This window comes from Cecembia lonarensis LW9, from assembly GCF_000298295.1.
Classification (GTDB): domain Bacteria; phylum Bacteroidota; class Bacteroidia; order Cytophagales; family Cyclobacteriaceae; genus Cecembia; species Cecembia lonarensis.
This window is the reverse complement of the sequence record NZ_AMGM01000055.1, coordinates 16,983-30,233: the sequence shown is the minus strand read 5'-3', so window position 1 is coordinate 30,233 and position 13,251 is coordinate 16,983. Positions and strand designations below refer to the sequence as shown.

General features: G+C 43.3%; 8 protein-coding genes, 1 pseudogene and 1 riboswitch. Of the genes and pseudogenes, 6 read left to right on the top strand and 3 right to left on the bottom strand.

Going from position 1 to position 13,251, the window contains the following annotated elements:
* Window positions 1-173 (bottom strand): annotated as a pseudogene (fumC, locus tag B879_RS14965) (class II fumarate hydratase); the annotation flags it as partial.
* 368 nt (window positions 174-541) lie between these two features.
* Here fumC and katG point away from each other — a divergent pair.
* Window positions 542-2,785 (top strand): catalase/peroxidase HPI, encoded by a 2,244-nt coding sequence (gene katG / locus B879_RS14960; RefSeq protein ID WP_009186043.1) that lies wholly within the window; start codon window positions 542-544, stop codon window positions 2,783-2,785.
* Between the two features lie 187 nt (window positions 2,786-2,972).
* Here katG and B879_RS14955 read toward each other — a convergent pair whose 3' ends face one another.
* Window positions 2,973-5,537, bottom strand: a complete 2,565-nt coding sequence (locus B879_RS14955) for a M14 metallopeptidase family protein (RefSeq protein ID WP_009186042.1) — start codon at window positions 5,535-5,537, stop codon at window positions 2,973-2,975.
* A gap of 86 nt (window positions 5,538-5,623) precedes the next feature.
* Between B879_RS14955 and B879_RS14950 the strand changes: the two genes are divergently transcribed.
* Together B879_RS14950 and B879_RS22180 are read left to right on the top strand one after the other, a co-directional pair.
* On the top strand, window positions 5,624-5,857 hold the full coding sequence (locus B879_RS14950) for a PLD nuclease N-terminal domain-containing protein (RefSeq protein WP_009186041.1): 234 nt from the start codon (window positions 5,624-5,626) through the stop codon (window positions 5,855-5,857).
* Between the two features lie 18 nt (window positions 5,858-5,875).
* The gene (locus B879_RS22180; RefSeq protein WP_009186040.1) at window positions 5,876-6,049 is read left to right on the top strand and encodes a PLDc N-terminal domain-containing protein; all 174 of its coding nucleotides are present in this window, start codon (window positions 5,876-5,878) and stop codon (window positions 6,047-6,049) included.
* 125 nt (window positions 6,050-6,174) lie between these two features.
* Here B879_RS22180 and B879_RS14945 read toward each other — a convergent pair whose 3' ends face one another.
* Window positions 6,175-7,074, bottom strand: a complete 900-nt coding sequence (locus tag B879_RS14945) for a TIGR01777 family oxidoreductase (protein ID WP_040400840.1) — start codon at window positions 7,072-7,074, stop codon at window positions 6,175-6,177.
* Between the two features lie 105 nt (window positions 7,075-7,179).
* A riboswitch (Fluoride riboswitch) is annotated at window positions 7,180-7,246 on the top strand.
* A 24-nt stretch (window positions 7,247-7,270) separates the two neighbouring features.
* Between B879_RS14945 and B879_RS14940 the strand changes: the two genes are divergently transcribed.
* The 3 genes from B879_RS14940 to B879_RS14930 all read left to right on the top strand — a co-directional run bounded on the left by B879_RS14940 (window position 7,271) and on the right by B879_RS14930 (window position 13,170).
* Window positions 7,271-8,569 carry a voltage-gated chloride channel family protein gene (locus B879_RS14940; RefSeq protein ID WP_009186038.1) on the top strand — a complete coding sequence of 433 codons (1,299 nt, stop codon included), beginning with the start codon at window positions 7,271-7,273 and terminating at the stop codon, window positions 8,567-8,569.
* Window positions 8,570-8,787: 218 nt separating this feature from the next.
* Window positions 8,788-10,224 (top strand): NADP-dependent isocitrate dehydrogenase, encoded by a 1,437-nt coding sequence (locus B879_RS14935; RefSeq protein WP_009186037.1) that lies wholly within the window; start codon window positions 8,788-8,790, stop codon window positions 10,222-10,224.
* A 135-nt stretch (window positions 10,225-10,359) separates the two neighbouring features.
* On the top strand, window positions 10,360-13,170 hold the full coding sequence (locus tag B879_RS14930) for a M16 family metallopeptidase (protein WP_009186036.1): 2,811 nt from the start codon (window positions 10,360-10,362) through the stop codon (window positions 13,168-13,170).
* Window positions 13,171-13,251: the final 81 nt, after the last annotated feature.

The following is a 13,251-nucleotide window of genomic DNA, read 5'->3' as shown; positions in this document are numbered from 1 at the left end:
AAAGCAGCGGATTTTTTCAAAATGGCGAAAGCTCGGATAATCTCGATCGGCATGCGGTTACGCGGTCCGCCTATCTTAAAGTTGTTTATGGATCTTTGGGTCTGTGCTCCCCAATATTTTTCTGCGGGAACCTCTACCGGCCCCATGGTATCTTTCTCTATTCTAATGCTCATGATATGAAATTATTAGACAATTTTTTGCTGCGCTAAAATACGACCTGAAGGTCATAATCCATAGTTATTTTAGTATTATTCAAACTCACTATGGCCTTCATTGACTCATTTTTTACCTAAATTCTTATCCTTCAACCAATATTTTTCCGTATGGTTTTATGGGTCTAAAGTATTTTGGAATGATGATCAATATCAGCTTTACTACTATCCAAAAAGATTGAACTACAGGGGTTAATTTTGTAAATTAGGAACCCATCGAAATAACAGAATGCTCATAGTTAATATCTATTGGATTTATAAATCAATTTATGTTACCTTAAGCGTTTAAAAGCATAAAATCTAACTTAACAATAAACTAAAATTAAATTATGGCAGAAAAAGATGTAAACCCACATGGATCCAATGGTAATGGTATGAACGGAGGCGATATCAGTAAGTGCCCTTTTCACAATGGTGAAATGAAGTTTGTAGCGGGTGGTGGCACCAGTAACCGAGATTGGTGGCCCAATCAACTGAATCTGGGAATTTTAAGACAGCATTCACGCCTGTCCAATCCTATGGATCCCGATTTTGATTATGCCAAGGAATTCCAGTCTTTGGATCTGAAAGAAGTTAAAGCGGATATTGAAAAGGTATTGACTACCTCACAGGAATGGTGGCCAGCAGATTTTGGACATTATGGCCCATTTATGATCCGTATGGCCTGGCACAGTGCAGGTACCTATAGGGTCCATGATGGCAGAGGTGGAGGAGCGACTGGTACGCAGCGTTTTGCACCGCTTAATAGCTGGCCTGACAATACCAACCTAGATAAGGCAAGACTTTTATTATGGCCAGTTAAACAGAAATATGGTAAGAAGCTTTCTTGGGCGGATTTGATGCTCTTGACAGGCAATGTGGCATTGGAATCAATGGGACTTGAGACTTATGGATTTGCTGGTGGCCGTGAGGACGTTTGGGAGCCTGAGGAGGATATTTACTGGGGAGCGGAAACAGAATGGTTAGGTGATAAGCGCTATACAGGAGACAGGGAATTGGAAAATCCGCTTGGAGCAGTTCAAATGGGTTTAATTTATGTGAACCCTGAAGGGCCTAACGGTAAACCTGACCCTGTGGCAGCAGCGCGAGACATACGCGAGACATTCGGAAGGATGGCGATGAACGATTATGAAACAGTGGCTTTGATTGCAGGAGGACATACATTCGGTAAAACCCACGGTGCTGCACCTGATTCAAAATATTTGGAAAGAGAGCCTGCAGCTGCTTCTATTGAGCAGATGAGCATGGGTTGGAAAAATAACTTTGGTAAAGGCCATTCTGAGGATACCATTACTTCCGGTTTGGAAGGCGCTTGGACTTCTACGCCTACCAAATGGGGACACGATTATTTCAAGTTTCTGTTTGAGAATGAGTGGGAGCTGACCAAAAGTCCAGGGGGTGCCAACCAGTGGGTAGCCAGTAACGCTGAAGCCATCGTCCCTGATGCCCATATTCCAGGTAAGTTCCACAAGCCTTTCATGTTGACCACTGACCTTGCCTTGAGATTTGATCCGGAATACGAGAAGATCTCCAGGCATTTCTATGAAAATCCAGAGGAATTTGCCGATGCTTTTGCCAAAGCTTGGTTCAAATTATTGCATAGGGACATGGGACCAAAATCCAGGTATTTAGGTCCTGAAGTGCCGGCAGATGATTTGATCTGGCAAGATCCAATTCCTGCAGTAAACCATGAATTGGCCAACGAAAAAGACATTGAAGGATTGAAAGCCAATATCCTGGCTTCCGGATTGACTGTTTCAGAACTGGTATATACCGCATGGTCTTCTGCTTCTACTTTTAGAAATTCTGATAAGCGCGGTGGGGCCAATGGTGGACGTGTCCGTCTTGAGCCTCAAATTAACTGGGAAGTCAATCAGCCAGAACAGTTGAAGAAAGTATTGGGTACTCTGGAAAGTATTCAGGGAGAATTCAATAGCACTGCTGGCGGCAATAAAAAAGTTTCACTAGCTGATTTGATTGTACTGGGAGGATGTGCTGCCATTGAGAAAGCGGCCAAGGATGCAGGAATGGATGTAAAAGTTCCATTTACACCAGGCAGGATGGATGCTTCCTTAGAGCAAACAGAGGTAGAATCTTTTGCTTACTTGGAGCCTGTTGCTGACGGATTCCGTAATTATTTGAGGGCTGATTGTCCTTTGAAGGGAGAGGAAATGTTGGTGGATAAAGCACAATTGATGACCCTTACTGCACCTGAAATGACGGCTTTAATAGGTGGAATGCGTGTATTGGGCGCCAATTTCAAAGGTTCCAAGCATGGTGTCCTGACAGATAAGCCCGGGGTTTTGACCAATGATTTCTTCGTGAACTTATTGGATTTGGGAACCACCTGGAAAGCTACTTCCGATGCGCAGAATGTGTTTATGGGAAGCGATAGAAATAGCGGAGAACCAAAATGGACCGCCACCAGGGCAGACTTGGTATTTGGATCCAATAGTGAATTGAGGGCCATTGCTGAAGTTTATGGTTGTTCTGACGGCAAAGAGAAATTTGTCAAAGACTTTGTGGCCGCTTGGGACAAAGTGATGAATTTGGACCGTTTTGATTTGGCTTGATAAAAGCTGAAAAAAGGTAAAAAGGGTAGGGTCGTTTGGTCCTGCCTTTTTTTACCTTGTATACCCTATACCGAACTGATGGGGCAATAAAAATGGCTGAATTCGAAGTTGAATCCAGCCACTTAAGAAATAATACCTTGGATGACAGCGTGATCAAAAGGGAAATCCAGGAATTATTTAATCAGGTTTACCTTGCAGTACCCTGATTGATGGTTTGCCCGAAGAACACAGCATTCAGAAACAGTTTATTCGTGCCAAACCAAAATGCCCTGAAGTTAGGATTATCCGCCATTCCAATGATTCTGCCCCTCCCCACAGCTGCAATCTGAACAGTACCTGTTTCTTTAATTTTCTCCAAATTGCTTGGATGAAGGTAACCACTGGCCAAAGGATTGGAGGTATATACCATGGGGTTGGCATAAGGGTTTTCAGCTGGCAGCAAGAATTGGTTGCCGCTTCTAAAACTGAAAATATCGCCATTTTCAAAACCATAACCGATTGGGTGAGTGATATCCAATTTTGCATTGAAAATCGCGCCTCCGGTTACTTTCGCTCCGGTGGCATTTTGAAAATCCGCATAAGCCCTTTGTATTTGTTCGTCTTTTTCAGGTTCATTTTTAAACTTAAACTCTGCTACTTCCTGCTGTGCAAGCCAATTCATGGCAGCTCCTCTGGCGATCAGGGTATTGTCAGCACTGATCCAAGCTTTGATTTTTTCCGCCCCAGCCTTACCTAAGGCACTGTAATTGCCATTGGGCATATAAATGACATTATACCGGCTAAGATCCACAGCATTTAACCTGTCCATTGGAAGCAAGGTGGCAGGCATTCCCATCCTTTGATCAAACAAGTGCCAAGCTTCTCCTGCCTCTGCACTGCTTACCCCACCCTCAACAAGAATGGCTATTTCCGGCTTTTTAAGTACATCAATTTTTGGTGACCCAAGGTTAATACCTTTAGTGTAACCGGTACTTACCGCATGGATATCCAAACCGGAAGTTTTGGCTGTCTCTTGAAGGTCAGCAAAAAACTTGTCGTCTTCCACTTTACTTAAGCCTTTATCAACGATGATGCTTCCGCGTTTCATTTTTGTACCCTCGGGCAAGGTAATTTCATCATGTGCCACTCTAACAAGGTATCCTTTATCCATGAGGGTATAAGCTGCTTTAGGCGCATAATATTCAGACCATTCGAAGATGTAGCTATAGGCTCCTGGTTCACCAATTACTTGTCCTTCTCTAAGCGAAAGACTTTTTTCCACCGGTTCAACGGAAGCCAGATTAAGAATTCTGCTACTCAGGTTCATGTAATCCAAATTGAAAGCCATAGGCATGGTCCAGGCAGAAACATCGTAGAAAAGGCTGTCCTGGAAGCTTGTTCTGGTCTCAAACATGGATTTGATCAGCCTGTACTGCGGTTGATTGAGTGGAACGATGTAGGCTTTTTCTTTTTTGAATTCTACCCCATTGACGGTAATGTCTTCTTTTAGGCTGAAAAGGTCAATGTCATGTTGGAGAATGATGTCTGCCAGATGAAAAGTCCTTCCAGCATCTGATTTGGAACCGAAGATAAATGCTTTGTTGGAATCTGCGTCGTATTCATTTTTTACTTCTCGGTAAAAATCCCGCATGAAAGTGTTCAATTCTACACGCATTTCTTTTGCTGCTTCAAATGAAGAAAGCGTGGTCACAAATTGATTGCGGATGGTAAAGGCAAAGGTCAAAGGCCCATATATACTTTCCTGCAGATGTCCTCTTGAAGAAGCTTGTTCAAAGAGAATCCCTATAGAACCCTGAACGTCCGGGTAAGTAGACCCTTTTCCGTAGTAGAAATCATCAAAACTTTCTTGGGAATAGTAAAGAGAACCTATTTTATCCAAATGCTTGGCGTGGAACTGTCCAATCTTTTCGGTTAATTCAAAGTTCTTTTTTGGAGTTAAAGGGTGATTTCTCGCGGGAATACCCGGCTGGAAGAAAAAGGTGCTGTTGGTTCCCATTTCATGATGGTCCAAGTGGATATTGGGCAGCCATTCCTGAAATTTGGCTACTCGGTTACGGGACTCTGGATGCTGTGCAGGCAACCAGTCCCTGTTCAAATCAAACCAATAGTGGTTCGTTCTGCCTCTTGGCCAAGCCTCGTTGAGTTCCCTGTTATTCGGATCCCCATTCAGGACGTAACTCTTGTGGGAATTGACCCAGGACGCAAACCTGTTCACGCCATCTGGATTCAATGCCGGATCCAAAACAATAATGATGTTTTCCAATGCTGCGTCGATTTCATTGGCAGCTGCAAAATGGTAGGCGGACAAGAGGGCAGCATTGACTGCCGAAGCTTCGTTACCATGCACAGCATAACCTGCCCACATGACCAGCGGCATGTTTTGTACATCTGGACTAGCTGACGGGTCACGTAGTTTTTTTCTTTCAGCTTTTATCTGATCCAATTTTCCAAGATTGTTGGGAGAGGTAATGGTCAGCACTACCTGAGGCCTTAATTCATAAGACCTACCAATGATTTCAATACTCACCCGCTCAGAAGCAGCGGCCACGGCCTGCATGTACATCACCACTTGATCGTGGCTGGCATGCCAATCCCCAACTTCAAAACCCAAAACTGATTTTGGGGTGGGTACATTTGGATTATAAGTAAATCCCTCTGGAAGGTAATATTCAAGGGTATTTTGTGCCTGAAGGGAGAATAGTGAACAGGCTAAAATCAGGGTAAAAACAATTCGCATGGTCTTCATCATCATACTAAGTTTTCAATTAATGTCCAATGTTGTCATTATTTGGTAAAATAATCCTTATTTTCGTTTGAAAGGCAATAATTCTTGATGGTATGGATTTTATAATTAATTCTGCATACGCAATTTTTTTTCTTCTGTTGGGTATTGGTTATGCCATACTTTGGCTTTGGGCATTGGTCGATCTGTTGAAGTCCGAGTTTAAAGACAGCAATATGAAACTGGTATGGGCGATTGTCCTAATTTTTGCTAACCCTATAGGACCTTTTGCCTACTTTATTATTTCAAGGGAACAAAAAGCCAATCATAGGAAATATTTTGACAAATAATGATTTAACTGAAAAGGTATGTTTGGATTAGGGATTGTTGGTCTGGCCATATACGCCTATACCATTTATGACGTGATTACGAGTAAGTTTGGTGGACCAAATGACAGGATTGTATGGATTTTGGTGGTATTGTTCTTGCCTCTTCTGGGTACCATTTTGTGGTTCGTATTCGGGAAAAAATCTACCCTTTAATAACCTTAAAGGACATTTCCCCCAGGATTGCAAAGTTATCCACAATATAACTTCAAGTGAAAAGGAATCTGCGTTAATCCAAACTCATCACGCCTTGCGGGAAAAGTTCAGTGGTTAAATTTAAATCAATCTGTATTGTAAATCTTTTCCAGAGCCTCTTCCAAACTAGGATAGCGGAATTCAAATCCGGCATCTTTGATTTTTTTGGCGGAGACCTTATTGCCTCCCAATACCATCTGAGCCATTTCTCCTAATACCAGCTTGAGCGCAAAGCCAGGCACGCCCATACCCATATACAATTTCCCCACCTTTTTGGCTGCTTTTTGCGTGAGCTCCTCATTGGTAGCAGGTTTGGGTCCTACTGCATTATAGATACCACTTACTTCATTGTTTTCCAAGGCAAAAAAGAACATCCTGGCCAGGTCATCAATGGCAATCCAGCTCATCCATTGTTTACCATTGCCAAGGGGAGCGGCTACAGGCGGCTTGAGCATCTCTACCAAAGCCCCACCCTTATTGTCCAATACGATCCCGATCCTCAAGAGGACCGTACGGACTCCCAATTCCGCAATTTTTTTAACCTGATCTTCCCAGGCAATGACTACCTGTGCCAAAAAATCTGTTCCTGCCGCTCCATTTTCTTCCATCAACGCCTCACCGGTGTTGAAACCATAGTAACCCACCGCAGAGGCCGAAATGAATGCCTCAGGCTTTTTATCCGACTTTTCTATGGAAGCATAGAGCAATGCCGTGGATTGGGTCCGGCTTTCCAAAATGGCCTTTTTCCTTTTGGCCGTCCAACGCTTATCTGCCACGCCTTCTCCTGCTAGGTGGATGATTCCATCTGCCCAGGTAATGGCCTCAGAATCCAATTTGAACTTATCCACATCCCAGGCAAAGGATTTTTGCTTGTATTTTTCAGGATTGCGGCTGAGCCAAGCTACCTGGTAGCCTCGTCTTTCTAACAATTGGGTGATTTTTTTGCCTACCAGTCCGGAACCCCCGGTAATCAATATGTTTTTCATGTCTAATAATTCTGATGCAACAATTCCTTTAGGTCTTGATTTGTTTTTATAATACATAAAATTCAGCTTTCTGCTAAAGATTTCGAAGAGAAATTCTATTTTTGTCAAGATCTAGGTGATGGGGTACCACCTTTAACCGCCCTTTTTTGGTGCTGATGACTCCTGCTTCAACTGTAAAACTTAAAATTTATCCTGTATGTTGGAGAGGATCATGTCTTTTTTGAAAACCAAAGAATTTCTTCAATTAGAGTTTCTGCCAAATTTCGTATTTACCATCAAGTGGCTCATCATTGCCGGTGTGGTGGCTTTTTTGGCTGGTTCAGCCTCTGCGTTTTTTTTGGTGTCTTTGGATTGGGTGACCAATTATAGAGAGGGCAATCTTTGGATCATTGCCCTTTTGCCCCTTGGAGGTTTAATAATAGGACTGACTTACCATTACTTGGGCGAGTCAGTGGTCAAGGGGAATAACCAATTGTTGGAAGAATTTTACAATCCACAAAAGACCATTCCTTTGCGTATGGCTCCTTTGGTATTATTTGGCACTTTGGCTACCCATCTTTTTGGTGGATCTGCAGGAAGGGAAGGTACAGCTGTACAAATGGGCGGTGCCATTGCGGACCAGTTTACCAAATGGCTTAAACTGTCCAAAGAAGATCGGAAAATATTGATTACTATCGGTGTGGCTTCCGGTTTTGCTTCTGTTTTTGGTACGCCATTGGCGGGAGCAGTCTTTGCTTTGGAATGGTTGGTCATAGGCAGGATCAGGTATGAGGCCATCTTACCGGCCTTTATCAGTGCCTATGTGGCCGATTATGCCTGTGCAGAATTTTGGAACGTGCATCATACCCATTATGCCATCGATATCATTCCAGCGATCAATATTCCTAACCTGTTATGGATCATTCCAGCAGGAATCGCTTTTGGTTTGGCAGGTCGCTTATTTGCCAAAGCCACCCACACCTGGTTGCATATTTTTAAGCATTATATTTCCTATCCACCCTTAAGACCTGTTCTGGGAGGTATTTTGGTGGCATTATTGGTTTGGGCTATGGGTACTACCAAATACATTGGTTTGGGAGTACCCACTATTGTAGATGCTTTTTCTGAAGGCCTCCCATGGTATGATTCTTTGGTTAAAATTTTTATGACCTCGCTTACCCTTGGGGCAGGTTTTAAAGGAGGGGAGGTTACACCTTTGTTCTATACAGGTGCTACACTTGGTAATGCCCTTTCCGGAATCATTCCTTTGCCCATGGCTTTATTGGCCGGAGCGGGCTTTGTGGGCGTTTTTGCAGGGGCGACCAATACCCCATTGGCCTGTACCCTAATGGGAATTGAACTTTTTGGAGCAGAGGCTGGCATATTTATCGGTTTGGCCTGTGTCTTGGCCTATATTTTCAGTGGCCATGCCGGAATTTACAATTCCCAGATTATTGGCAGTCCAAAAAGCCGGAAACGGGTAGATAAAAAAGGGAGTAAGCTGGGAGAGCTCTGACTTTTTCTATCTGGAAATCCAGGTTTTTGATTCGCTTGAGAAAAATCACAGACCATAAAATTTTTTTAGAAATTTTCTTTGTCCATGATTTTATAAGTGGGGTGTGGGCTTGCTTAAATCATTAACAACATTTATATTTAGTATATTAAACATAAATAAAAACTTATGAAATAGAATGCTCAATTTTGTCCTATAAACATCAAAAAAATCGAAAGGCAATGAAACGAATTACAGTCGCAAAAGGAGATGGCATTGGTCCGGAAATTATGGACGCCACGCTCGCCATTATCAAAGCCGCAGGTGCCCAAATCGAGGTTGATGAAATTGAAGTAGGTGAAAAAGTTTATTTAGCCGGTAACACTTCAGGCATCGCCAAAGAATCTTGGGATACTATCCGTAGAAACAAAGTTTTTTTGAAAGCTCCGATTACCACACCGCAAGGTGGAGGGTATAAGAGTTTGAATGTGACCACAAGGAAATTTTTGGGCCTATATGCCAATATCCGCCCTTGTATGAGTTTGCACCCTTATGTGAAAACCAAGCACCCGCAGATGGATATTGTAATCGTACGGGAGAATGAAGAGGACCTGTATGCAGGCATTGAACATCAGCAAACCGACGAGGTGGTTCAGTGTCTGAAACTCATCAGTAGGCCTGGTTGCGAGAAAATAGTTAGATATGCATTTGAATATGCCAAACAGTATGGGCGTAAAAAAGTAACCTGTTTTACCAAAGACAATATCATGAAGCAGACCGATGGACTTTTCCATCAGGTTTTTGATGAAATTGCCAAAGAGTATCCTGAAATTGAAAATGAGCATTGGATCATTGACATCGGTGCGGCCAAAATGGCGGATACGCCGGAAGCTTTTGATGTAATTGTAATGCCCAATCTGTATGGAGATGTGCTGAGTGATGTAGCTGCGCAGATAGCAGGTTCTGTAGGATTGGCAGGTTCTGCCAATATTGGTGAAGAATGCGCCATGTTTGAAGCGATCCATGGTTCAGCACCAAGAAGAGCTGGTCAAAACATGGCCAATCCTTCCGGTCTCTTGCAGGGAGCCATTCAAATGTTGGCCCATATCGGACAAAGTGAGGTAGCTGAAAAAGTACAAAACGCCTGGTTGAAGACCATTGAGGATGGAATCCATACCTATGACATCTACAAAGAAGGGGTAAGTAAAGAAAAAGTGGGTACCAAAGAGTTTGCCGAAGCGGTGATCAGTAATTTAGGAAATAAGCCATCTCAGCTTAAGGCAGTAAGTTATGCCAAGGAAAGCAGTCTTAATCTTCCCAAATATACCCGTAAGACCCCACTTCAGAAGGAACTGGAAGGAGTGGATATTTTCGTGCACTGGGCTGGCACAGATGCCGAGGAATTGGCGGAAAAACTTCAGGTAATGAATTCAAGCGAGGTGAAGTTGACGATGATCACCAACCGGGGGATCAAAGTGTGGCCTGAGGGGTTCCGTGAAACTTTCTGTACAGACCACTGGCGCTGTAGGTTCAAGCCCTTGGAAGGAAAACAGCTTACCAAGCAACATATCATCCAATTGCTACGGGTAGCGGAAGCCAATCAGGTGGATGTGATCAAAACAGAAAACCTTTATGCATTTGAAGGAAAATCGGCCTATTCCCTGGGTCAGGGCCAATAGTTTGTGTCAAATGATTTTTTACCGCTTCCGGAAATAATTCAGGAAGCGGTTTTTTTTAATAGAATTAGCAGCAAGGAATAGGTGATTTTTATGGCCTTTTACTAATTTGTTAGCTTCAATCAGCCATTTCTGAAAATGAAAACCAACAAAACCATAACTTCCACCCTTCTTCTTTTATTTTTTGTCCTTATCCAAGGCTTCTCCCAAGTGGATCTTAGCCAAGAAGTTCCCCTGGATCCAAGGGTCAGGATGGGTGTACTTTCCAATGGACTCACCTATTACATACAACAAAATCCAAAGCCTGAAAATAAAGTGGAACTCCGGCTGGCAGTAAATGCCGGTTCGGTCTTAGAAACAGATAAGCAGCAGGGGCTTGCCCATTTCACTGAGCACATGGCTTTTAATGGGACGAGGAATTTTGAAAAAAATGAATTGGTTTCTTACCTACAGTCCATTGGGGTGGCATTTGGGGCTGATCTCAATGCTTACACCAGTTTTGACGAGACGGTCTATATCCTGCCCATTCCCTCTGATGATGAAGAAAAGCTCAGAAGTGGTTTTTTGGTACTGAGCGATTGGGCCGGAGGGATTTTGATGAGGGAAGAGGATATTGATGCCGAACGCAGTATCATCGTGGAGGAATGGAGAACAGGACAAGGTTATTCCCAAAGGCTGAGAGACCAATATCTGCCCATCATGCTTTATAATTCCCAATATGCCAACCGCCTGCCAATTGGACAAATGGAAATTGTGGAAAACTTTGAATATGAAACCATTAGACAATTTTACCGGGATTGGTACCGGCCGGACAACATGGCCGTGATTGCCGTGGGAGATGCAGATCCGGGTGCCTTACTGTCCCTGATCGAAGAGTTTTTTGGAGACATGGATAACCCAAAAAGGGCACCAAAAAGAAAGCATTTTGAAGTCCCCGAACATGAGGAGACCTTCGTATCCATCTTGACTGACCATGAGGCTCCAGGTATTCAGATCCAACTTTTTTATAAGCACAAGGCCTTGCCAACCAATACCAAGGCAGATTACAGGAATTTGTTATTGAGAAACCTCTATGGAGGCATGCTTACGCAAAGGTTGGATGAAATCAGACAGCAGCCCGATGCACCTTTTATTTTTGCAGGAACCGGTTATGGGAATTTTGTAAGGGATCTGGATTATTTCTCTGCCTCCGGGGTAGTGGCTCCCGGTAAGATAGAAGCTGGCATTCAAGCCTTGATTTTGGAGAATGAAAGGGTGTCCCAATTTGGTTTTACCCAAGCAGAACTCGACAGGGTAAAGCGGGCGGTAATAAATAATGCGGAAAGAGCTTACAAGGAAATGGATAAGTCTGAATCTTCCTCTTTGGTAGGTCGATATGTCAATCATTTTCTGAAAGGACGCTTTGCCGAAGGGGAAGCGTGGAAATATGAATTCTACCAGGAAATAATTCCAGAGATTACTTTGGAAGAGATGAATGCACTTGCCAAAGCCTTGGTCAGGGAAGACAATAGGGTAATTATCATCACTGCCCCAGATACAGAAAAAGATAATCTACCTTCGGAGGAGCAGGTTTTGGCTTTATTTGACCTGGTGGATCAGATGGAATTGGCGCCTTACGAAGAAAGGCTCTTAGGAGAGCAATTACTGGAAGTGCTGCCACAGCCTGGAAGTATCCTTTCCAAGGAGCATGTGGAAGCGGTGGATGTATTTGAATTGGTGCTTTCCAATGGGGTCAAGGTTTTTGTTAAGCCGACTGATTTCAAAAATGATGAGATTGTCTTCAGTGCCAGAGGAGAGGGAGGAGTATCGGTATTTGGAGACGAGGACCATTATTCCGCAAGTTATGCTGGGGTTTTGGTCAATGTGATGGGGATAGGGGATTTTACACCTTCTGATTTACGAAAAATACTTGCCGGTAAATCTGTTTCAGTGACTCCCAATGTTGGGACTTACTCCCAGACTATTTCTGGTAGTACTTCCCCCAGAGACTTGGAAATGGCCTTACAGTTGATCTATCTGTATTTTACCTCCCCTAGAGAGGATAGCCAATTATTTGATGTATTTATCAACAACCAAAAAACACAGTTGGCTTCTGCCCAGTCCAATCCGGATTATCAGTTTTCCAAGCAGTTGAACCGTATCATTGCAGATGGCAATCTCAGGGCCAGCAGCATTTATGACCCTGAGGAATTGGATCAAGTGGACATGCCAAGGGCCATGGAGATTTATGCAGACCGTTTCAGCAATGCAGCCAACTTTGAGTTCTTCTTTACCGGAAACATCAACATGGATACTTTTATACCGCTTTTGGAGCAATACATTGCCTCTTTGCCGGCTGATCCTGATAACTTGGATAGCTTTAGGGATTTGGGTATCCGGGCACCACGAGGAAGAACTGAGAATATCAAAGTGGGTACGGATGAGAAGAGTCAGGTCATTATGTTGTTTACTGGTGAGCTTGAATATGACCGGGAAAAAGCCACTGACATTACCTATCTCGGGGAGATTTTGAATATCAAATTGATAGAAACTTTGAGAGAAGAAATCGGTGGCGTTTATGGGGTAGGTGCCAGTGGCAGTATGGGTATTCAGCCAGTAGGTAATTTCTCTTTTTCCATTGTATTCCCATGCAGTCCGGACATGGTGGACACCTTGATAGAGGCCGCTTGGGAAGAAGTCCGCAAGATTCAGGAAAATGGACCTTCCGAGGAGGACCTGAACAAAGTAAAAGAAAAGCGTAGGATTGCCCTGGATGAGAATTTGAGGCGGAATAATTTTTGGAATGCCCAAATGTCCACTTTGAGGTTGTACGGTTTGCCCTGGGAAGCCATTTTACAGGCGAGAGAAAATATAGAAGGGGTTACTGTAGAGCGCATCCAAAAAACTGCTCAGGAATTACTGGTGAAGGAAAATCTTTTGGAAGTGAGAAAATATCCATTGAGTAGGTGATGGGGAATAGAAGTTAGAAACGTGAAGCGATAGGATTTCGAGAAATTAGGAAAAGCAGAATCTGATATATGCTAGGCGATT

Excerpts from the sequence above, each read along its gene's own strand:
- katG (WP_009186043.1), top strand. The coding sequence starts at position 542 with ATGGCAGAAAAAGATGTAAACCCACATGGATCCAATGGTAATGGTATG.
- B879_RS14955 (WP_009186042.1), bottom strand. The coding sequence starts at position 5,537 with ATGATGATGAAGACCATGCGAATTGTTTTTACCCTGATTTTAGCCTGT.
- B879_RS14950 (WP_009186041.1), top strand. The coding sequence starts at position 5,624 with ATGGATTTTATAATTAATTCTGCATACGCAATTTTTTTTCTTCTGTTG.
- B879_RS22180 (WP_009186040.1), top strand. The coding sequence starts at position 5,876 with ATGTTTGGATTAGGGATTGTTGGTCTGGCCATATACGCCTATACCATT.
- B879_RS14945 (WP_040400840.1), bottom strand. The coding sequence starts at position 7,074 with ATGAAAAACATATTGATTACCGGGGGTTCCGGACTGGTAGGCAAAAAA.
- B879_RS14940 (WP_009186038.1), top strand. The coding sequence starts at position 7,271 with ATGTTGGAGAGGATCATGTCTTTTTTGAAAACCAAAGAATTTCTTCAA.
- B879_RS14935 (WP_009186037.1), top strand. The coding sequence starts at position 8,788 with ATGAAACGAATTACAGTCGCAAAAGGAGATGGCATTGGTCCGGAAATT.
- B879_RS14930 (WP_009186036.1), top strand. The coding sequence starts at position 10,360 with ATGAAAACCAACAAAACCATAACTTCCACCCTTCTTCTTTTATTTTTT.